This window comes from uncultured Stenotrophomonas sp. (assembly GCF_945952405.1).
Classification (GTDB): Bacteria; Pseudomonadota; Gammaproteobacteria; order Xanthomonadales; family Xanthomonadaceae; genus Stenotrophomonas.
The window spans coordinates 181,202-201,923 of the sequence record NZ_CAMFIA010000003.1 but is presented as its reverse complement, the minus strand read 5'-3'; the positions used below and the strand labels follow the sequence as shown (position 1 = coordinate 201,923).

Here is a 20,722-nt window from a genome sequence, read left to right as displayed (position 1 = left end):
CATGACGCATTTCCTGCCGCGCCGGCTGCCCCGCCCGCACCTGCACGGCAGGCGCGCAGCGGGCTTGTCGCTGCTGGAAATGCTGCTGGTGATCGCGCTGATTGCCGCGATCGGCCTGATTACGGCAGCGGGCCTGTCACGAGGATTCGCCGGCATGCAGCTGCGCAGTGCCGGCAAGGACATCGCCAACCAGTTGCGCATGGTGCGTGCGCAGGCCATTGCCCGTGGCGAGCCGCAGCGCTTCGTGATCGAACCGGCGCGCCGCCACTGGGAAGGTGCGAACCAGCGCCAGGGCGAGCTGCCGGCGCAGTTGCAGGTGCAGTTCGAAGGCGCCGCACAGCTGGCCACTGCGCCGGGACAGGGTGTGATCGAGTTCCATCCGGATGGCGGGTCCAGTGGTGGCCGCATCCGCCTGCAGCGCGACGGCGCCGAATGGCGCATCGATGTCGGCTGGCTGACCGGCGAGGTCCGCTCCGGCCCCTGGCGGGCGCAATGAGGCGGCGTGCGCGTGGCTTCACCCTGCTGGAAGTGATCATCGCCTTCGCACTCCTGGGCCTGGCGTTGACCCTGCTGCTGGGCAGCCTGTCCGGCGGGGCCAGGCAGGTGCGCGAGGCTGAAGTACGCACGCGTGCGGTGCTGCATGCGCAGTCGTTGCTGGCCGAGGCCGGTGTCGCCTCGCCATTGCAGATCGGCAGCCAGCAGGGCGACTGGGAACAGGGGCGCTACCACTGGGAACTGCAGGTGCAACCGTGGGTGGAACCGCGTGCCGGCAACGCGGCGCAGGCGCAGGCACCCTCACCGGGCACGCCCTGGCTGGCCGAGCTGCAGCTGCAGGTGCGCTGGGGCGACAGTGAACGCGAGCAGCTGCGCTGGCGCAGCCTGCGCCTGTTGCCGCCGGACCTGGAGAGCGCACGATGACCCCGCGCCGCGCTGCCGGGTTCACCCTGGTTGAAGTGATGCTGGCCACCGTGCTGCTGGCCGGTGGCCTGGCGCTGGCGTTTGCCAGTGTGCGCTCGGCGATGGCGGTGAGTCAGCGTGGCGAGCAGATTGCCGCGGAAAGCGAGCGCATGCGCGCGGTCGAGGCGTTGCTGCGGCGTCAACTGGCTGCTGCACTGCGCACGCCGCTGGAAGTGCCTGACCCGACCCGCGAGCCGGTGTTCTTCCAGGGCGAAGAGCAGCGCATGCTGTTTGCCGCCGATCTGCCGGGCTATCTCGGCCGGGGCGGCGCCTACCTGCACGCGCTGCAGGTGGACGGCCGCAGCGGCCAGCAACGCCTGCTGCTGGACCTGGTGCTGCTGCAGGAAGGCGAGCGGATCGCCGAGAATCCACCGCGCCCGCCGGAGGTGCTGGTGGAGAACCTGAAGTCGGTGCAGCTGCGGTATCGCGGCATCGATGCCAGCAGCGGCCAGATGACGGACTGGATGCCACGCTGGGACGACACCCGGCGCCTGCCGATGCTGGTGGAAATACGCATCGTGCCGGCCAAGGGCGCAGCGTGGCCGGCACTGGTGGTCGCGCCGCGCGCAGGCGGCAGCGGAGGTGCACGATGAGCCGGTCGCGGGGCGCCGCGCTGGTGCTGGTGCTGTGGCTGATCGCGCTGATGACCGCGCTGGTTGGAGCGTTCGCGCTGAGCGCGCGGGTCGAGCACCTGCAGCAGCGGGTGCTGGATGACGATGCACGTGGCCAGGAGCGGGCACGTGCCGGCCTGGAATATGCGCTGATGCGTCTGTCCGCCGATCCGCAGCGGGCACCGTGGCGGGCCGATGGCCGCATCTATCGCTGGCAGTTCGATGGCGCCAGCATCGAGATCAAGGTGCTGGACGAGAACGGCAAGATCAACCTGAACCTGGCCGACGTCGCCCTGTTGACCGCCTTCCTCAAGGCGCTGGGCGAAGACGAGGGGGCAGCACGGCAGCTGGCCGGGGCGATTGTCGACTGGCGGGACGAGGACAGCCTGCTGCAGCCCGGGGGCGGTGCAGAGGCCCCCGACTACGCGGCGGCAGGGCTGCCGTATGGCCCGCGCAACAAGCGTTTCGAGACCCTGGGCGAGCTGCAGCGGGTGCTCGGCATGCGTGGCCCGCTGTACCAGGCCATGCTCCCGCACCTGACCCTGTACAGCCGCCAGGCGCGGCCCGACCCGCAGTTCGCCAGCGCCGTGGTGCTGACCGCACTCGGGCTCGACGCCGACACCGTGCTGGCCCAGCGCGCCCAGCAGGAGCGTGACGCCGATTCCGCTGCCGGTGCGTCAACCCTTGCCAGCAGCAGTGGCACCTATAGTATCGAGTCCGGTGTCACCGACGGCAGTGGACGCAGGTCGGTGCTGCAGGCAGTGGTACGCAATGGCTCGGGCGGGGTTCCCGGGCGGTCCTACACAGTGCTTCGCTGGGAGCAGGGAATGACGGCAAGATGACGGCTTGGCAGGACAGTCTGCGGCAGGTGCAGGGCCGGATCGGCCCCAGTGCCGGTCGCTTCCTGCGCTGGTGGCGGCAATCGCTGCTGGCGTGGGTGCCGGTCCGCTGGCAGTGGGCGCTGGGCTGGGCGCAGGCGCGCCTGCTGCTGCAGCGCGAAGGCGAACAGCTGCAGGTCTGGCGCGAGTCCGGTGAGCGCCGCGAAGCGGTGGCGCGGCTGCCGTGGCCGCTGTCGCCGGCCGAACTGGACCGGGTCCTGGAAGCGCGCCTGCGCAGCCTGCCGCGGGTGTGGCTGCTGCCGGCCAAGGATGTGCTGCGTCGCCAGCTGCGGCTGCCAGCGGCGGCGGCCGACCGCCTGCGTGCGGTGGTCGGTTTCGAGATCGACCGGCAGACACCGTTTGAATCCAGCCAGGTCAGCTATGACGTGCGTGAACTCGGCGGCGCCGCCGAAGGCCAGCTGCAGGTCGAACTGGTGGCGTGGCCGCTGCGCCAGCTCGAGGCCTGGCGCGCGACGGTGGGCCAATGGGCCGACGCGCTGGCCGGTGTCGACGCCATCGATGCGCAGGGCAATACGCTGCAGGTGAACCTGCTGCCGCCGGCGCAGCGGCAGCTGCGGGCCGACCCGATGCGGCGCTGGAACCTGCTGCTGGCGGTGGCCGCAGTGGTGATGCTGGTGCTGGCGGGCCTCCAGCTGCTCGACAACCGCCGCGCCGCCGCCGATGAACTGCGCACCCAGGTCGAGCGTAGCGCGCGCAGTGCGCGTAGCGTGGCCAGTGAACGTGCGCAGCTGCAGGCCATGATCGACGGCGCCGCATTCCTGGAAAAGCAGCGCAGCCAGCGCGCCGGTACGGTGGAGATCTGGACGGAACTGACCCGGCGGCTGCCGGAGGGCACCTATCTGGAAAAGCTGGCCATCGAGAACAACAACCTGCAGCTGATCGGGCTCAGCCGTGAGGCTTCGCAGCTGGTGCAGCTGCTGCAGGACGCGCCGCAGTGGCGCAAGGTCAACCTGACCGGCGTGCTGCAGGCCGACGGCGCGGCCAGTGGCCGCGACCGCTTTACCCTGAGCGCCGAGCTGCAGCCGTTGCCGGCAGCGGCCCCGACCCGGGAGGCGGCCGATGCCGATGCCAAGCGCACGCCGTGACCGCTGGCTGGCACTGGCACTGCTGCTGGCAGTGCTGGGCCTGGGCTACCTGCTGCTGGTGCATCCCTGGTTCACCCAGCCGCTGCGCGAGATCGATGCCGACGTTGCGGCGCTGCGCGAACGCCAGGCGCGCGTGCAGGCCCAGCTGCAGCAGCAGCCGCAGATCGAGCAGCGCCTGCGCGCTACCCGCGAAGCATTGCAGCAGCGGCCGGGCTTCCTGCATGAAGCCACCGCCGAAGCCGCCGCCGCGGCGCTGGGCGCAAAACTGCAGGATGCGGTGGCGATGGCCAGCCCGGGCAATCGCAGCTGCACCATCAGCAACCGCACGCCGCTGACCGACAACCGTCGCGACGCCGAGTTCGTGCGCGTGGCCATGCAGGTGCGCCTGCGCTGCGGCGTCGCCGAACTGGCCACGGTGCTGTACAGCCTGGAAACCGGCAGCCCGCGCTTGTTCGTCGACAACCTCAACCTGATCGCGCAGCGTTTCCAACAGTCACCGAATGAATCCGGCCTGGGGCTGGATGTGTCGTTCGAACTGGCCGGTTACCTGCTGCCGGGCGCGGCGACCGATGCCACCGCGCCGGCATCGGTGGCCGAGCCGGGATCCGCGCCGCAGCCTCCGCCGGCGGCACCGGCACCGGCACCGGCACCGGCACCGGCACCGGCCGCATCCGGGTCCGGTGAGGGACAGGAGGTGGCCGATGAAACTTGAGCAGATCAGCCTGCGCACCGGCTTCCTGTTGGCCCTGGCCGGCTGGGCCGCCGCCGTCTGGCTGGCGACCGGCTTTGGCCTCGGTAGCCAGTTGCCCGCTGCCGGCGCTGATGCCGATGCGGTCCCCGCGTTGCCGACCCTGCCAGCGCTGGCGGCCGAACGCATGGCCAGCGCCGACAGTTACAGCGCGATCGGCGAACGCCCGCTGTTCGCCGAAGACCGCAAGCCGCGACCGTACCTGCTGGGCGGAAGCGAACCGGCCGCCAGTGCCGCGCTGCGCTTGACCGGCGTGCTGCTCACCGGTGATTTCGGCATGGCCACCTTCACCACCGAACAGAGCCGCTCGTTGCGCCTGCGCCTCAATGGTGAGGCGGTGGATGGCTGGCAGCTGGTGGCACTGCAACCGCGCCAGGCTACGGTGATCGGCCCCGGCGGCAGCCAGGTGCTGGAACTGGCGGTGTTCAACGGGCAGGGCGGTGAGCCACCGACCGTGCTGCGTGGCGCCAATGGTGCGCCGCCAGCGGGGGCGATCATCGTGCCGCCACCCGCGGCTGGCCCGCCGGCGCCACCGCCGCCGGCGGCGGCCACCGTGCAGGCCGCAGCGACCGGCAGTGCGCCGTCGGCCGCCGCCGCGCCGCCTGCCAACAACAACAGCAACGGTCCCAGTGAAGCGCAGATGCAGGCCATCCGCGAACGCATCCAGGCCCGTCGCCGCCAGCTGCAGCAACAGCAGCAACAACCGTCGCCGCCCCCGGGCGATGGCACCAACCGATAGAGTGAATGCATGAGCCTGCGTTTTCTTCCCTGGTCCTTTGCCCTTGCCCTGCTGGTGGGCTGCAGCACCGTGTCCGCACCGCATGTGCAGCGCAACGGCAACCCGGCAGCCAGCACAGACGCCGGACAGGCGGCGGAGGTGGCGGCCGATGCCGCGCGTGATGCGCAGGGGGCGCCGCAGGCGGTGATCCGCCGCGGCACCGGCACCATGATCAACCGCGAAGCCGCGCGTGCGCCGGCACCGGCACTGCATGGCGCCAGCACCGGCGAGGCAACCTTCAACTTCGAGGGCGAGTCGGTGCACGCCGTGGTCAAGGCGATCCTCGGTGACATGCTGGGCCAGAACTACGTGATCGCACCGGGGGTGCAGGGCACTGTCACTCTGGCCACGCCCAAGCCGGTGTCGCCGGCACAGGCCTTGAACCTGCTGGAAATGGTGCTGGGCTGGAACAACGCCCGCATGGTTTACAGCGGCGGTCGCTACAACATCGTCGCCGCCGACCAGGCCCTGGCCGGCACCGTGGCGCCGAGCACGGCACCGGCCGCCAGCGCGCGCGGTTTCGAAGTGCGGGTGATCCCGCTGCAGTTCATCTCCGCCACCGAGATGAAGAAGGTGCTGGAGCCGTATGCGCGGCCCAATGCCATCGTCAATGTCGACAGCGGGCGCAACGTGATCACCCTCGGCGGCACCCGCGCCGAGCTGGAAAACTACATGCGCACCGTCGAGATCTTCGACGTCGACTGGCTGTCGGGCATGTCGGTGGGCGTCTTCCCGATCCAGTCGGGCAAGGCCGAGCAGGTCGCCGCCGACCTGGAAAAGGTGTTCGGCGAGGAGAGCAAGACCCCCAGCGCCGGCATGTTCCGCTTCCTGCCGCTGGAGAACGCCAACGCCGTGCTGGTGATCACCCCGCAGGTGCGCTACCTGGACCAGATCCAGCAGTGGCTGGACCGCATCGACACCGCCGGCGGCAGTGCCCGGCTGTTCTCCTACGAGCTGCGCTACATCAAGGCACGCGACCTGGCCGAGCGCCTCAGCGAAGCCTTCGCCAGCAGCGGCAACCGCGGCGGCTCGAGCCCGGCCTCGCTGGCACCCGGCGCGATTCCGTCGCAGCTGGGCAGCGACGGCGACCGTGGCATGGACAACAACAGCAGCAACAACAGCAGCAGCTTCGGCGGCACGCCGGGCAGCAGCTCCAGTGGCAGCAGCGGTGGCAGCATGAACCTGCCGCAGCGCCAGTCCGGCAACGTCAGCGTCAGCCTGGAAGTGGAAGGCGACCGCGTCGGCGTGTCGGCGGTGGAGGAGACCAACACCCTGCTGGTGCGTTCGACCCCGCAGGCCTGGCGCTCGATCCGAGAAGTGATCGAGAAGCTGGACGTGATGCCGCTGCAGGTGCACATCGAAGCCCAGGTGGCCGAGGTTTCCCTGACCGGCGATCTCAAGTACGGCGTCAACTGGTTCTTCGACAACGCGGTGCTCGGCCAGAAGCTGACCGGCGCCCTGGGCGGCGTGACCCTGCCCGCTGCTGCCGGTGGTTCCTGGAGCAGCTTCGCCGGTGCCGCAACCGGTGGCGAGGGGCTGGGCTGGGCATTCACCGGCCACAGCGGCGCGGCCGTGGTGAGCGCGCTGGACAAGGTCACCGATGTACGCCTGCTGCAGACCCCTTCGGTGTTCGTGCGCAACAATGCCGAAGCCACGCTCAACGTGGGCGACAAGGTGCCGATCAACACCACCACGGTGAACACCGGCATCGGTACCAGCAGCTACAGCTCGGTGCAGTACATCGACACCGGCGTGATCCTGAAGGTGCGCCCGCGCGTGACCCGTGACGGCACGGTGTTCCTCGACATCGTGCAGGAAGTCAGCAGCGCCTCCGAGGTGCCGGAGAACTGCAACCCGTCCGAGCGCAACTGCAACCCGCGCATCTCCACCAAGAAGCTGTCGACCGAAGCGGCAGTGCAGAGCGGCGATACCATCATGCTGGCGGGCCTGATCACCGACACGGCGACCGATGGCAGCGCCGGCATTCCCGGGCTGAGCCGGATTCCGGTGGTCGGTGCCCTGTTCGGGCAGAAGACCCGCAACAGCCGGCGTTCGGAAGTGATCGTGCTGTTGACCCCGAGCATCGTCCGCAACGGCCAGGAGGCACGCAACCTGACCGACGAATACAGCAAGCGCTTCCGCGCCATGGAGCCGCTGAACCAGCCGCGCGCGAAGAAGTAAGGGGTTACGGCCGGGCGGCACCCGGCCCCCGCAGAGGCTGGAGCTGGAGCAACAGCAACAGCAACAGCAACAGCAACAGCGGGTTTGCTGAGGGAGGGCAGGGCGGTGTGGGTTGTCAGGACACGCCGTAAACCCGTCCCTGGGGGCTCGATGGCGCCATCCATGGCGCCAACGGTCCTGCCAACCCACACCGCCCCGCCTCTGACAGATTCCCGCGGCTGTTGGTAGGTGTCGACCTTGATCGACACGTAGATCCACGCCATGCGTGGATGACTCTTCATCGAAATCGAATATTTCTGTATCTGTGAGATCTGAGCCGAGCATGGCTCGGCTCTACAGAAAGCAAGGCCCGACAGGTCGCAGAACTCTGTCGAAGGCGGGGTGGGTCCGGTTGCGGGGGCGTGAGCGCCATGGATGGCGCGACCGAGCCTACAGCGACGTACTTACGGCGTCCTCCGCAACCGGACCCACCTCGCCAACTCCAAGAAGCCCGCCTTTGCTTCGGCTGTTGCTGTTGCCTTGGCCTGAAGCAGGTGCCGGCTGCAACCCGGCCGATACCTTCCCGGTGCTACGCTGTGGCCACCGACAACCACGGAGGCGGGATGGGGGCGATCGTGTTGTTGCCGCTGTGCGTGGACGACGCTGCACTCGACCGCTGCCTGGCTGCGCTGGATGCCGGTACCGCACCGGGAACCTCGGTCTGGCTGGCCGATGATGCGCAGACCGGACCACGTGCGCAGGCGGTGGTGGAACACTGGTTGGCGCATACGCCATTGCAGGCCGAGTACACCCGGCGCGCACGGCCGCTGGGTGAAGTGGCGCACCTCGATGAAATGCTGCGCGCCTGCGATGGCCTCGATGTGGCCGTGTTGGCCCCGGACAGCGTGCCGGCGCCGGGCTGGCTGCAGCAGTTGCAGGATGCCTTCGCCCGCGATGCCGCCATCGCGACGGCCACCCCATGGTGCAACGCCGGCGAGACGGCCGCGTGGCCCCGGTTGGGCGAGATCAACCCCGAACCTGAAGATCCGCACCTGCTGGCACATACCTGCGCAGGCCTGCCGGCGCTGCATCCGGAGCTGCCTTCGGCGGTGACCCATGCGGTGCTGGTACGGGGCAATGCGCGTCGTCGTGCCGGAGGCCTGGACGTGGACAGCTATGCCGGCTGGAACGCGGCGCTGGTCGACCTCAGCCTGCGCATGGCCGGACTGGGGTGGCGCAACGTGCTGTGCGAGACCGCCTTCGTCAGCCGCGACGGGGAAGCGGTCAGCCGCGACGGTGACCTGGAGGCCCTGGCCGCGCGCTGGCCGGCCTGGGTGCCGCGGCTGGCGGACTTCCTCATGCATGATCCGCTGCATGGGCTGCGTGCCGATCTGCAGCAACGCATGCGGCAGGCGATAATGCCGCGCGAGCAGGGTGACCTGTTCGTCCCGTCCGCGCCGGAGCCACCCGTTTGAATGTTGCCATTGCCGCCATCGTCGTCACCTACCAGAGTGGCAGCACCATCGACGCCTGCCTGTCGCGCCTGCGCCAGGCACAGGACGTGGCCGAGATCAGGGTGATCGACAACGGTTCGATGGATGGCACGCTGGACATCGTGCAGCGGCATGCCAGCCATGATCCGCGCGTGCGCTTCGTCGGCAATCCGGACAACCCCGGCTTTGCCGCCGCCAACAACCAGGGCGTGGCGGATTCGAACAGCCCCTGGCTGGCCTTCATCAACCCGGACCTGATGGTCGAGCCGGATACGCTGGCCGAACTTCGGCGCCGCGCCGAGGCGCTGGGCGACTGCCTGCTGGGCGTGGAGCAGCTGGACGAGCATGGCCACGCCGACGAAGCCGTGCGCCGCCGCGATCCTGATTTCCTGTTGATGCTGCGTTCGCCCGGCAAGGGGTCGAAGCTGGCGGTGCCGCGTGATCCGCACCAGGCCCTGCAGCAGGTGCCGGCGCTGTCCGGTGCGCTGCTGATGATGCCGCGCGCACTGTTCGACCGTATCGGCGGCTGGGACGCCGGTTACCGCCTGCATGCCGAGGACCTGGACCTGTGCCGGCGTGCGCGCGAGGCCGGCGCGGTGGTGGCGATCGCCAATGACCTGCAGGTGACCCACGTGCGCGGCGTCTCCAGCCGCTCGCGGCCCTTCTTCGTGGAATGGCACAAGCACAAGGGCCTGTGGCGCTACTTCCAGAAGTTCGAGGCGAAGCAGCGTTCGCTTCCGGTGCGTGCTGCGGTGTGGGGCGCGATCTGGGCGCATGCGCTGATGCTGGTGCCCAGGTTGCTGCGCAGGTCGTTGTAGAGATCTGCATTCTGTAGCGCCGAGCCGATGCTCGGCGTTGCGGCAAGGCATCCACGCATGGCGTGGATCTACTGCATGCCAGGTGCGCGTCGCGCTCCCCTGTTCACCTGGCCGGGCGCATAATCTCCGCCATGCCTATCATCCAGTCCCTGCTCGATACCGACCTGTACAAATTCACCATGATGCAGGCGGTGCTGCACCAGCACCCCGGCGCCCAGGTGCAGTACCGGTTCAAGTGCCGTACCCCCGGCATCGAACTGGCGCGTTACATCGACCAGATCGACGAAGAGATCGACCACCTGTGCAGCCTGCGCTTCAGTGACGCGGAACTGGACTACATGCGTGGTCTGCGCTTCGTGAAGCCGGACTTCGCCGATTTCCTCGGCCTGTTCCATCTCGATCGCAAATACATCCAGCTGCGTGCGTCGAAGACCGTGCCCGGCGAGATCGAACTGGACATCACCGGCCCGTGGCTGCACACCATCCTGTTTGAAGTGCCGCTGCTGGCGATCATCAACGAGGTGTGGTTCCGCAATACCACCACGGCGGATTTCGCCGAAGGCGAGCGCCGGCTGCAGGCCAAGGCCGCGCTGCTGCGCGACACGCCGGGTTTCGAGCAGTGCCGCATCGCCGACTATGGCAGCCGCCGCCGTTATTCGCGCGACTGGCATGCGCGCCTGTTGCCGCTGCTGCGCGATGCGCTCGGCCCGCAACTGGTCGGCACCAGCAACGTGCACTTCGCGCGCCTGTACGGTATGACCCCGCACGGCACGATGGCGCACGAGTACCTGCAGGCGTTCCAGGCGCTGGGTCCGCGCCTGCGTGATTCGCAGGTGGCGGCACTGGATTCGTGGGCGCGCGAGTACCGCGGCGACCTCGGCATCGCGCTGTCCGATGTGGTCGGGCTGGACGCGTTCCTGCGCGACTTCGACATGTACTTCTGCAAGCTGTTCGACGGTGTGCGCCATGATTCCGGCGACCCGTTCGATTGGGGCGATCGCATGCTCGCGCACTTCCAGCAGCGTCGTGTCGATCCGCGCAGCAAGGTGCTGGTGTTCAGTGATGGTCTCGACATCGCCAAGGTGATGCGTCTGTACGACTATTTCCGCGGTCGTTGCCAGGTTGCGTTCGGCGTTGGCACCCACCTGACCAACGACCTCGGCCCGACACCGCTCAACATCGTCATCAAGATGGTCCGCTGCAACGGCCAGCCGGTGGCCAAGCTCAGCGATTCGCCGGGCAAGAGCATGTGCGACGACCCCGGTTACCTGGCCTATCTGCGCCAGGTCTTCGAGTTGCCGCCCGAGGAGAAGCCTGCCGTCACAAAGTGACACTTTGCGTCACTTGTGTGATCGAATGCTTACTGCGCTAGTTTGTGATGCGCATCACATTTATATGGCCGAACTTCACAGAATCGCTTACGATCTGGCGACAGGATGTTTAGCAGGCCTTGAGGGAGTTCTGCGGTGAAGGTTCTATCCGTGTCCGGTACCTGTCCTGAAGCACTCGGGAGGGGACCGCTGCTGAAGGCGCTGGGTGAGGCGCCGCGAATTGAATCGATCGTCTGCACCGCGGTCCAGCATCGGGCGATGCCGGACCGGGTGGCGTTGCTGGCCGCGGTCTTCGCCGGCCGCACCCCCGATGCCATCGCTTCCCGCCAGATGCGCAATGGCCTGGCGTCAATCTTTCCATCGCGCATTCCGGTCGGCCCTGTCGGGACCGACCCGTGCGGCCGGCCGCTGCCGAATCCAGTCCCGGCGGTCGCCGCGCCGGCCGTGCCCTTTCTCCTCTTCTCGAAGTGACGCCATGACCCAGACCGGCCGACGTACCTTCCTCCTGGTTTCCACCGCCCTGGCCCTGGCCAGCACCGCCGTCATCGCCCATGCCGCCGACAACGCGGCAGGCCAGTTCGCCGAGTGGACCGGCGACAGCACCGTCACCCGGCAGATGACCCTGCGTCAGCTCGGCTTCCGCCAGCCGCTGGTGCTCAGCGGGCAGGAGAGCCAGCGCGAGATCTACCTGCCGGTGCCGGTGGGCGTACCCACCCGCGACGCGCAGCTGCAGCTGGATGGCCGCTATGTGCGTGGCCACACCGGCCGCACCTCCGGCCTGTGGTCGGTGGATGGCGATCCAATCGCCGCGCGCTCGATCACCGATGCACAGGGCGATGCCAGCCAGCTGCTGGCGATCGACGGCGAACCGCGCGACAACGGCTTCGTCCGCGTGGGCGTGGGCTGGTGGTCGATCGTTTCCGATTACCGTTGCGCTGACCAGAGCGCACCGGCCAACGTGCTGCGGCTGTCGCCCGATTCGCGTTTCAGCTATCGCTTCGATGGCCGCGCCGTGGACACCGTGGCCAAGGCCTGGGGCGCATTGCCGCCGCGCGTGCGCCTGCTGGTCGATGGCAAGTCGTTGCAGGCGCCGTCGTACGACGCGGCCTGGCGCATCGGTGCCGCGCTGCAGACCGGTGGCAAGCAGGTGGACGTGGTGGCACTGCCCAAGGTCGGCGACAGCGTCGACCTGACCGGCATCAGCATTCCCGCCAGCCTGCTCGGGGTGCCCGCCTATGCGGCGCTGGCCGGAGCGGAGCGCGCGCACGCGATCAAGGATCTGGCCGAGGTCGGTGCGCTGCTGTCGCTGCGCGACAGCGGACCGCTGGCCGCCGACGTGATGATCGGCAGCGAGGCACTGCGCAGTGCTGTACGCGCGGCGCTGGACGCCCTGGCCGTGCAGGTGGGGGCCAGTGGCGCCGATGCTGCCAGCGCGTTCAGTGCGTGGCGCGCCGCCGACATGGCCGCGCTGGAAAAGCCGGCCGCCAATGCATCGGTGAGCGTGGCCGCGGTGGCCGGTCGGCCGGCGCTGGTGGTCGACCCGGCCGCCGGTGGCAAGGTGGCCGGGCTGCTGTCCGAACAGTGGCGCGCGTATGCGCTGGGACGTTCGCTGAAGGTGGACCAGGCCGGCGCGCCCGCCATGCAGGGTGACCTGGTGCTGCTCAGCCGCCTGGGCAACATCGCCGGTACCCAGGACATCGTCACCCGCGGTGACCGCAGTGCCACCTTTGAACTGGGCGCGCTGTCGGCCGACGGCCGCCTGCCCGAGGAAGTGGTGATCGACGTGTCCGCCGCGCCGAATGCGGGCGGGCAGGGCGCGGTGGCCACGATCTTCTTCAATGATTACCTGCTGGGTGCGCGGGTGCTGTCGGCCAACGGCAAGCCGCAGCGCCTGGTGGCCAAGGTGCCGGCCTATGCGCTGTCGGCCCGCAATGAGGTGCGTGTCAGTTTCCTGCGCCAGCCGGCACGCCCGTACTGCCACGATCCGGCCACCGCGTTCCCGGTGTCGATCCTGCCGAGCAGCCATATCAAGCTGGCCAAGCGCACCCTGGGCGCGGATTTCATCGGTGCCGCCAGCCTGCTGTCGCGCGCCAATGAAGTGTTCGTGCCGGGCAGCTGGCTGCAGGATGCCCCGCTGTCGCTGGCCAAGGTGATCGCCATCGCCAGTGCCGTCGGTGCGTCGCCGGAAGCTGCCGAGCTGAAGGTGGTCGATGCCGGCGCGGCGATCAGCCCGGGCAAGCCCTACCTGGCCTTTGGCGTGGCGCCGTCGGGTGTGACCCTGGCCGGGCTGAAGGATGGCCAGCTGGTGATTGCCGGCAAGCCGCAACCGCTGCTGGACCTGACCGGGCTGGAACATGCCGCTGCCGTGCAGGTGGCATCGGCCGGCGGCCAGACCGGCGTGCTGTACAGCGACCTGGGCGGCCAGGGGCCGGTGCTGGGCGCACCGTTCCGCCTGCTGCGCGGCGACCTGGCAGTGATCGATGGCAGCGACGTCGTGCGCGATTTCGACAGCCAGGATCCCTATGGTTCGCGCATCGCCGAAGAGGGCAATCCGCAGTCGGGCTGGGAAAAGCACATGGTGTGGCTGCTGCTTGCCGTTGGCGTGGTGGTGTTCGCCCTGCTGGCCGCCCGTATCACCCAGGTCCGCCGCCGCCGCAAGTCCGCCAGCACCGGGCACTGATCCGTCGTGGACGGTCTGTTCTGGAACATCCAGCTGGCCAACTACTACGCCGCCCTGGAAACAGTGGCGGCGGCAGTCGCCGTGCTGATCCTGATCTCCAGCCTCGATGACCTGTTCATCGACGTCTGGTACTGGGTCCGCGAAACCTGGCGCACGCTGACCGTCAAGAAGCGCCGCGAGTACAAGCCGCTGACCCAGCAGGACCTGCTGCAGCGGCCCGAGCAGCCGCTGGCGATCATGGTGCCGGCATGGATGGAGTACGACGTCATCGCGCAGATGGTCGAGAACATGATCGATGTTCTGGACTACCGCGAGTACGTGGTGTTCGTCGGCACCTATCCCAACGACCAGCAGACCATCGACGAAGTCGAGCGCATGCGCCGCCGCTACAAGCGGCTGCGCCGGGTGGAAGTGCCGCACGATGGCCCGACCAGCAAGGCCGACTGCCTGAACTGGCTGATCCTGTCGATCTTCGACTACGAGAAGCGCCACGACATCGAATTCGCTGGCGTCATCCTGCATGACAGCGAAGACGTGCTGCACCCGATGGAGCTGCGTTTCTTCAACTACCTGCTGCCGCGCAAGGACATGATCCAGTTGCCGGTGACCTCGCTGGACCGCGAGTGGTACGAGCTGGTGGCCGGCGTCTACATGGACGAGTTCGCCGAATGGCACGCCAAGGACCTGGTGGTGCGCGAAAGCGTGTCCGGCATGGTGCCTTCGGCCGGTGTCGGCACCTGTTTCTCGCGGCGCGCGCTGCTGGCGCTGAGCGAGCAGACCGACAACCAGCCGTTCAACACCGACAGCCTCACCGAGGACTACGACGTCGGTGCGCGCCTGGCGGCGATGGGCATGCATTCGATCTTCGCCCGCTTCCCGGTGCAGTTCCTGGTGCGGCGGCCGTCGTGGTTTGGCTGGGGGCCGGTGCGCGAACGCACCCAGCAGATGGCGCTGTGCGTGCGCGAGTACTTCCCCGACAACTTCCGCGCGTCCTACCGGCAGAAGGCGCGCTGGGTGCTGGGCATCGGCCTGCAGAGCTGGGAAACACTGGGCTGGCGCGGTTCGCTGGCGACCAAGTACCTGCTGGCGCGCGACCGCAAGGGCATCATCACCTCCTTCGTCAGCATCATCGCCTATGTCATCTTCCTGCAGCTGCTGCTGTTCTGGGTGCTGAAGGTGACCGGGGTATGGACCCTGCAGTACCCGAGCGTGTTCCAGGCCGGGACCTGGCAGATGAACATCGCACTGCTGACCACCGCAGCGCTGGCCACGCGCGTGGCGCAGCGTTTCTACTTCGTCAACCGGCTGTACGGCTGGGAACACGCGTTGATGTCGATCCCGCGCATGGTGGTCGGCAACATGGTCAACTTCATGGCCACCGCGCGGGCGTGGAAGATGTTCCTGGCCTACCTGCTGTTCGGCAAGCGCATGGTCTGGGACAAGACCATGCACGACTTCCCCGATGCCTCGGCGCTGGTGCAGACCCGCAAGCGGCTGGGCGAACTGCTGACCACCTGGCAGGCGGTCGAGCCCGAACGCCTGGAGCAGGCGCTGCTGCAGCAGCAGGGCGGGCGCAAGCAGCCATTGGGCCGCATCCTGCTGTCGCAGGGCTGGCTGGATGATGAAACCCTGGCCGAGGCGATCGCCTTCCAGGGTGACCTGCAGCGTGCGGTGATCGATGTCGATTACCTGACCCGGGGCGAGTTCCCGGTCAGCGTTGATGCCTGCGTGCAGTGGCGCATGCTGCCGTTGCCGCGGCTGCAGGACGACACCCTGCGCCTGGCAGTGGCCAATCCACTGTCCGAGGCTGCGCTGGCCCTGCTCAAGCAGGAAACCGGCAGCGCCCACGTTGAACAGAGCGTGGCCCGCGAAAGCGAGATCAACGCCGGCCTGCGCATGATCGGCGGTGCCGAACAGTGGCGCATCGATACCGTGCCGCTGCTCGGCGACCTGCTGGTGGAAATGCGCCTGATCGACCATGCCCGTTTCGAGATCGCGCTGGACGAATACAAGCCGCAGCGTGATGGCCGCATCGGCGATTACCTGGTGACCAAGGGCATCGCCACCGAAGAGGCCGTTGCCCAGGCCATGGAAGAGCAGCGCCGTCGTGCGGCGTTGCTGCAGTCACCGCCTCCCGGAGTCGTAACGGCATGAAGACCACGCTGCTCTCCACCGTCATTGCCGTGGCCCTGGCCACCGCTGCGCCGGCCTACGCGCAGGCGGACGCGCCGCTGCCGTTGTCCGGGCCGGCCTACCGCCTGGCCGAGCAGGCTTTTGCCGCCTACGAGCGCGGCGACTACAGCGCCGCCTACCGGCAGGCCAGCGAAGCCTCGCGCCTGCGCCCGGATGTGGTGCGCCTGCGCCTGCTGCAGATCTACGCCCTGCAGAAACTCGGTCGCGCCGACGAGGCACGCCAGCAGGCGCGCAATGCCCTGAACGCTGGCCTGAAGGACCCGGCGCTGGACGGCCTGGCCAGTGCCCCGGCGGCCGGTCGCGGCGGCACTGCCGGCGCGGGCGGCCGCGCTGTCCCCGCCGCGCGCCAGACCCCGGCCGAACGTGCGTATCAGCAGGCGTTCGAACTCGCCACCGAGGCCTACACCGCCTACAACAACGATCAGATGGCGGTGGCCGCCAGCAAGGCCGAGCAGGCCTTCCGCCGGCAGCCACAGCAGGGCGCGTGGGCGATCCTGTGGGTGGCCTCGCTGGAAGCGCAGCAGCAGCTGGAGCAGGCCGACGCCGCTGCGGCGACCGCGTTGCAGCTGGGCGCGCCCAACGTTGCCGATCTGCGCGCCAAGCGCGTGGCGCTGGGGCGCCAGCGTGCGGTGAAGCCAGCGCAGGATGGCTACCAGGCGCTGATCGCGCAGGATTTCGCTGCGGCCACCGGCTTCGCCCGCGAGGCCGTTGCGCGTGCGCCCGGTGTGGCCTCGCACCGCCTGCTGCTGATGACCGCGCAGCTGCTGGACGGGCAGCTGGCTGCCGCCGAGCAGACTGCCGACGATGCCCTGGACAACGACCAGGACGACACCGTTGCACTGGTGATGCGCGCCTACCTGCGCCAGCGCCAGGGCGAAACCGCGCAGGCCAATGCCGATTTCGATGCCGCGCTGAAGCAGGACTGGCTGGATGGCCAGCAGCAGCGCAACGTGCGCCTGCTGGCGGTGGATGCGGCGGTGGCGGCCGGTGACCGCGAGCGTGCCAGCACGCTGCTGGCACCGCTGCAGGCCGACACGCTGGCCGACGAGGACGAAAAGGCCCGGCAGGGCATCCGCCAGGCGGTGGCCGAGCGGGCCAAGGCGATCCGTACCGCGCGTGCCGGCCAGACCCTGACCCTGCAGTCGTACCCGGCGCCGTTCCAGCAGTGCCGCGATACCCCGTATGGCACCCAGTGCGAGGTGATGCCGGCCGACCTGCAGGGGGATGGCGGTGCGTCCCAGCGCGCCTATGCGGCCTACGGACGGCAGGACTACCAGCAGGCCATCATCGAAGCCCGGCAGGCAGTGCAGGAAACGCCGGACAGCGTGCCGCTGCAGGGCCTGCTGACCACCACCCTGGCCGCCGGCAACCGCAGCCAGCAGGCCGAGGCGCGGCAGCGCCTGGATACCGCGCTGGCCGCGCACCCCGACGATGCCGGCCTGCTGATGCAGCGCGGCTACCTCAACCAGGCCGCACGTGAGCCGGCGCTGGCGCTGGCCGACTTCCGTGCCGCCGAGGCGACCGGCAAGGCGCCCAAGACCGTGGTGATGGACCAGGCCTATGCCAGCGCCGCCACTGGCGATCACAGCCAGGCTGTGACCCTGCTGCGCGGTGCGATCGATGCCGCCGATGCCGGGCAGCTGCCGCTGGACAAGACGCAGCGCTACAACACGCGCAGTGCCATCGCCAATTACTCGCGGACCTGGGGCATGACCGCAGCAGCCGGTTATCGAGGCTCGCGCCAGGCCGCGACCAACCTCGGCGGTGCATCGACCAGCACGCCTGGCGCGTCGGTGTTCGGCACGCTGGAAGCGTTCTGGCGTCCGCAGGTGACCAACAACCAGCACGGTACGCTGGAAGCCTACGCGCGCCTCTCCAATACGCTGTATGACGCGGGCGGCACCTTCGAGTCGTTGTTGTTCGTCGACCCATGCACCGGGGTGGAGACGCCGGATACCCGTGAACGCGCGGAGCGCCTCAGCCGATCGCGTTCGATCGCGGGCTGGCCGTCCACCATCGGTTCGTTCGGCGTGCGCTATGCGTTCGGCCAGACCGGCCTCAGCGTCGGCCTCGAGCGCCGCCAGTTCCTGGGCAGCGCGACCCGCCGTGGCGGCATCTACGCCGATTCGGCGGCGATGCGCTGCCAGATCCAGATCGAGTCCGAGCGCCCGCTGCAGGCCAACCTGCTGGCCCGCTACCGCTTGAACGACAGTGCTGGCGGCTGGATGACCTACGCCACCTACGGCTTCTACAAGGGCACCGGCGTACGCACCGACGTCACCCAGTGGTGGACGGTCAGTGGCTATGCCCAGGCCGGCCTGAGCTGGGATGACAACCGCGCCCACTTCACCATCGATGCGCTGGATGCCAACGGCAACCCGGGCCAGCGGGTGAGCGAATCCAACGGCCGCCTGCGCCGCCAGCAGGCCTTCGCCGCGGCCGAGCTGCGGGCCGGCCGCAACTACCGCTTCGGTGCCGACCAGACCCGCTGGCTGCTGACCCCGTACCTGGTGCTGGGCGCGGACTGGCAGGACCAGCGCTCGCGGGTGCGTGGCATCGACTATCCCGGCATCGGCACGCAGTCGTTCGCGCTGTCCGATACCCAGCGCAGCTGGTCGCTCGGCGCCGGCCCCGGCGTCGGCCTGCGCTACTGGTTCCGCGAAGACCACTACAACGCGGCGCGGTCCTACCTGGACCTGTCGGTGTCGTACCGCTTTGCCATCGGTGGGGGCGATACCCAGCGGGCCAAGGGCCTGTTCGCCACCGCCACCCTGTACTACTGACTCCGCAAGAAGGAACTGCCGATGAAGCTCGTTTCCGTTTCAACCCCGAGGCTGCGCCCGCGCGCGCTGCTGCTGGCCGCACTGGCTGCGCTTGCCGTGGCCGGCCCGCTGCAGGCGCAGGCTCCGGCCGCGCCGGTCGCGGCGGCCAACCAGGATTCGTCGATCGTGCTGACCGGCAAGGACGGCTGGCTGTTCCCGGCCTGGGGCAGCCTGACCGAGGTGGACACTGCCGCGGTCGCCCGCAATACCGCACTGATCGCCGAAGCCCAGCGTGCGCTGGCCGCGGCCGGGGTGAAGCTGCAGGTGCTGGTACTGCCGGACAAGGCGCTGTTCTATGAAGACAAGCTGCCCGAGGGCAAGCGCCTGGGCGATCCGGTGCGTGGCCGTTACGCGCTGGAGCTGGATGGCCTGACCAAGGCACAAGTGCCGGCGGTCGATGCGCTGCAGGCGATGCGCCAGGTCAAGCAGGCCGGCCAGGACGTGTTCTACCGCAGCGATCAGCACTGGACGCAGCCGGCGGCCGATGCGGTTGCGGTTGCGGTTGCCGCCCGCATCAAGGAGCAGGTGCCGACCCTGGCCGGCCAGGCCGGTACCGGCCTGGCACTGGGCAGCGAGATCAAGGAGCGCCGCTTCGGTGACCTGGCCGAACTGTTCCTCACCGACGAGCAGCGCAAGGTGATCGGTCGCGATACCTTCACCGTGCGCCGCCAGGCCGAGCAGCAGTCGCTGCTGGACGATGCGCCGGCACCGGTGCACGTGACCGGGCACAGCATGGTGCAGCCGTACTTCGGTTTCCCGCAGAAGCTGTCCAACCTGATCGACCGGCCGGTATCGGTGAACTGGAAGCCCGGCAACGTCGGCCACTGGGTGATGCTGCTGGAGTACCTGGAATCGGCCGAGTTCAAGCAGAACAAGCCGCAGGTGCTGGTCTGGCAGATGTTCGAACCGTCCTACCCGCAGGGCCCGGATGCACGTGGCCAGTGGGACAACGCTTCGATCATGAGCGCCGAGCAGTGGAAGGCGCGCCTGCACAAGGCACTGGGACAGTAAACCGATGAATGCCCGTCCCGGGGCGCCTGCGCCCCTGCCACCTGCTGCCCCTGCACGCGCCCATCGGCTGACCGCCGTGGTGGTGTCGGCCTTGCTGCTGATCGGCGCCTGCGCCGGCGGCTGGATGCTGGCCAATGCCCGCTTGCCGGCTGAAAAACTGCTGCCGTCCAAGTGGGCCGACGGCGAGGCCGGCCAGGCGATCAACCAGGCGCTGCGCCTGCCGATCCAGAACGAAGGTGATCTGGTCGGCGCCGCCCTGCGCTACCGGCTGCTGGGGGATACCGGTGAGCAGGTGGCGCTGGGCTGCCCGGACTGGCTGTTCTACCGCGATGGCCTGCGCCCGCAGCCCGGTGCCGGTGCGCAGGTGCTCGCCGATCGCATCCGGCTGATGCAGCACTGGTCGCGGCAGCTGCAGGCCAAGGGCGTGCAGCTGCTGGTGGCGGTGGTGCCGGACAAGTCGCGCATCGAGCAGGCGCATACCTGTGGCCTGCGCTACTCCGAGCCGATGCGTGCCCGTTACGGGCAGTGGCAGCAGGCACTGGCCGCGGCCAGGGTGCCCAGCGTGGACCTGCTGCCGGTGCTGGCCGGGCAGGATGCGCCGGTGTTCTTCCGTACCGACGTGCACATGAACCGGATCGGTGCGCAGCGCGCCGCCGACGCGGTTGCCGCCGCAGCGCTGCCGCTGCTGGGCGGGCAGGGCGGCCAGGCATTCGATGTCGGCCCGCTGGGCGTGCCGAAGCCGCGCATGGGCGACCTGATCGTGCTGGCCGGGCTGGAACATGCACCGCCGGCCTGGCGGCCCGCACTGGACCTGGAACCGGAGCAGGTGATCGCCCCGGTCCGCAGCGGTGGCCTGCTGGACGACACGCCGCCGGTGGAGGTGCTGCTGCTGGGCAGTTCCAACGGCAGGCGCAGCCTGTTTGCCGAACGCCTGGGCCATGGCCTGGGGCGCGAGGTGTGGAACCAGAGCATGGATGGTGGCCAGTTCTCCGGCGCGCTGCTGACGGCATTGCCGCAGCAGGCGACGTGGCCACCGACCCTGAAACTGGTGATCTGGGAATTCTCCGAAATGGCCCTGTCCCTGCCGCTGACCGAAGGCGAGCAGAAGGCACTGGCCGGTATCGACTGAGCGCCGA

The 20,722-nt window shown here is 68.9% G+C and carries 17 protein-coding genes; all 17 read left to right on the top strand.

What is annotated here, in order from left to right:
- The first annotated feature begins 1 nt into the window (after position 1).
- The 17 genes from Q0P60_RS04800 to Q0P60_RS04720 all read left to right on the top strand — a co-directional run bounded on the left by Q0P60_RS04800 (position 2) and on the right by Q0P60_RS04720 (position 20,715).
- Complete coding sequence (locus Q0P60_RS04800; protein ID WP_294989000.1) at positions 2–496, top strand: GspH/FimT family pseudopilin; 495 nt, start codon at positions 2–4, stop codon at positions 494–496.
- Positions 493–918 (top strand): prepilin-type N-terminal cleavage/methylation domain-containing protein, encoded by a 426-nt coding sequence (locus Q0P60_RS04795; protein WP_294988997.1) that lies wholly within the window; start codon positions 493–495, stop codon positions 916–918. The genes Q0P60_RS04800 and Q0P60_RS04795 overlap by 4 nt, the downstream gene beginning before the upstream one ends.
- Positions 915–1,550: a type II secretion system protein J gene (locus tag Q0P60_RS04790; RefSeq protein ID WP_294988993.1), complete on the top strand. Its 636-nt coding sequence runs from the start codon at positions 915–917 to the stop codon at positions 1,548–1,550. The genes Q0P60_RS04795 and Q0P60_RS04790 overlap by 4 nt, the downstream gene beginning before the upstream one ends.
- Positions 1,547–2,410, top strand: coding sequence for a general secretion pathway protein GspK (locus Q0P60_RS04785; RefSeq protein ID WP_294988990.1), 864 nt, complete (start codon positions 1,547–1,549; stop codon positions 2,408–2,410). Before Q0P60_RS04790 ends, Q0P60_RS04785 begins: the two co-directional genes overlap by 4 nt.
- A complete protein-coding gene (locus tag Q0P60_RS04780) occupies positions 2,407–3,552 on the top strand; it encodes a PilN domain-containing protein (RefSeq protein WP_294988989.1) in 1,146 nt (381 codons plus the stop codon). The genes Q0P60_RS04785 and Q0P60_RS04780 overlap by 4 nt, the downstream gene beginning before the upstream one ends.
- Entirely contained in the window at positions 3,527–4,264 is a 738-nt protein-coding gene (gene gspM / locus Q0P60_RS04775) for a type II secretion system protein GspM (protein WP_294988986.1), read from the top strand. Before Q0P60_RS04780 ends, gspM begins: the two co-directional genes overlap by 26 nt.
- Positions 4,254–5,039 (top strand): general secretion pathway protein GspN, encoded by a 786-nt coding sequence (locus Q0P60_RS04770; RefSeq protein ID WP_294988982.1) that lies wholly within the window; start codon positions 4,254–4,256, stop codon positions 5,037–5,039. Before gspM ends, Q0P60_RS04770 begins: the two co-directional genes overlap by 11 nt.
- Before the next feature lie 9 nt (positions 5,040–5,048).
- Positions 5,049–7,259 carry a type II secretion system secretin GspD gene (gene gspD / locus Q0P60_RS04765; protein WP_294988980.1) on the top strand — a complete coding sequence of 737 codons (2,211 nt, stop codon included), beginning with the start codon at positions 5,049–5,051 and terminating at the stop codon, positions 7,257–7,259.
- Positions 7,260–7,861: 602 nt separating this feature from the next.
- Positions 7,862–8,713: a glycosyltransferase gene (locus Q0P60_RS04760; protein ID WP_294988976.1), complete on the top strand. Its 852-nt coding sequence runs from the start codon at positions 7,862–7,864 to the stop codon at positions 8,711–8,713.
- Positions 8,710–9,549, top strand: a complete 840-nt coding sequence (locus tag Q0P60_RS04755; protein WP_294988973.1) for a glycosyltransferase family 2 protein — start codon at positions 8,710–8,712, stop codon at positions 9,547–9,549. The genes Q0P60_RS04760 and Q0P60_RS04755 overlap by 4 nt, the downstream gene beginning before the upstream one ends.
- A 131-nt stretch (positions 9,550–9,680) precedes the next feature.
- On the top strand, positions 9,681–10,880 hold the full coding sequence (gene pncB / locus Q0P60_RS04750; RefSeq protein ID WP_294988970.1) for a nicotinate phosphoribosyltransferase: 1,200 nt from the start codon (positions 9,681–9,683) through the stop codon (positions 10,878–10,880).
- Between the two features lie 135 nt (positions 10,881–11,015).
- Positions 11,016–11,351 carry a hypothetical protein gene (locus Q0P60_RS04745; RefSeq protein ID WP_294988967.1) on the top strand — a complete coding sequence of 112 codons (336 nt, stop codon included), beginning with the start codon at positions 11,016–11,018 and terminating at the stop codon, positions 11,349–11,351.
- A gap of 4 nt (positions 11,352–11,355) precedes the next feature.
- A complete protein-coding gene (locus tag Q0P60_RS04740; protein ID WP_294988964.1) occupies positions 11,356–13,560 on the top strand; it encodes a hypothetical protein in 2,205 nt (734 codons plus the stop codon).
- 6 nt (positions 13,561–13,566) lie between these two features.
- Entirely contained in the window at positions 13,567–15,714 is a 2,148-nt protein-coding gene (locus Q0P60_RS04735) for a glycosyl transferase family protein (protein WP_294988962.1), read from the top strand.
- Positions 15,711–18,536, top strand: a complete 2,826-nt coding sequence (locus tag Q0P60_RS04730) for a hypothetical protein (RefSeq protein WP_294988959.1) — start codon at positions 15,711–15,713, stop codon at positions 18,534–18,536. The genes Q0P60_RS04735 and Q0P60_RS04730 overlap by 4 nt, the downstream gene beginning before the upstream one ends.
- Positions 18,537–18,557: 21 nt before the next feature.
- Positions 18,558–19,586, top strand: coding sequence for a twin-arginine translocation pathway signal (locus tag Q0P60_RS04725; protein WP_294988956.1), 1,029 nt, complete (start codon positions 18,558–18,560; stop codon positions 19,584–19,586).
- A gap of 4 nt (positions 19,587–19,590) precedes the next feature.
- Positions 19,591–20,715, top strand: a complete 1,125-nt coding sequence (locus tag Q0P60_RS04720; protein ID WP_294988953.1) for a cell division protein FtsQ — start codon at positions 19,591–19,593, stop codon at positions 20,713–20,715.
- Positions 20,716–20,722: the final 7 nt, after the last annotated feature.

Coding starts and splice junctions, on each gene's coding strand:
- Q0P60_RS04770 (WP_294988982.1), top strand. CDS start 4,254: ATGAAACTTGAGCAGATCAGCCTGCGCACCGGCTTCCTGTTGGCCCTG.
- Q0P60_RS04790 (WP_294988993.1), top strand. CDS start 915: ATGACCCCGCGCCGCGCTGCCGGGTTCACCCTGGTTGAAGTGATGCTG.
- Q0P60_RS04720 (WP_294988953.1), top strand. CDS start 19,591: ATGAATGCCCGTCCCGGGGCGCCTGCGCCCCTGCCACCTGCTGCCCCT.
- gspM (WP_294988986.1), top strand. CDS start 3,527: ATGCCGATGCCAAGCGCACGCCGTGACCGCTGGCTGGCACTGGCACTG.
- Q0P60_RS04795 (WP_294988997.1), top strand. CDS start 493: ATGAGGCGGCGTGCGCGTGGCTTCACCCTGCTGGAAGTGATCATCGCC.
- Q0P60_RS04730 (WP_294988959.1), top strand. CDS start 15,711: ATGAAGACCACGCTGCTCTCCACCGTCATTGCCGTGGCCCTGGCCACC.
- gspD (WP_294988980.1), top strand. CDS start 5,049: ATGAGCCTGCGTTTTCTTCCCTGGTCCTTTGCCCTTGCCCTGCTGGTG.
- Q0P60_RS04725 (WP_294988956.1), top strand. CDS start 18,558: ATGAAGCTCGTTTCCGTTTCAACCCCGAGGCTGCGCCCGCGCGCGCTG.
- Q0P60_RS04760 (WP_294988976.1), top strand. CDS start 7,862: ATGGGGGCGATCGTGTTGTTGCCGCTGTGCGTGGACGACGCTGCACTC.
- Q0P60_RS04785 (WP_294988990.1), top strand. CDS start 1,547: ATGAGCCGGTCGCGGGGCGCCGCGCTGGTGCTGGTGCTGTGGCTGATC.
- pncB (WP_294988970.1), top strand. CDS start 9,681: ATGCCTATCATCCAGTCCCTGCTCGATACCGACCTGTACAAATTCACC.
- Q0P60_RS04740 (WP_294988964.1), top strand. CDS start 11,356: ATGACCCAGACCGGCCGACGTACCTTCCTCCTGGTTTCCACCGCCCTG.
- Q0P60_RS04780 (WP_294988989.1), top strand. CDS start 2,407: ATGACGGCTTGGCAGGACAGTCTGCGGCAGGTGCAGGGCCGGATCGGC.
- Q0P60_RS04800 (WP_294989000.1), top strand. CDS start 2: ATGACGCATTTCCTGCCGCGCCGGCTGCCCCGCCCGCACCTGCACGGC.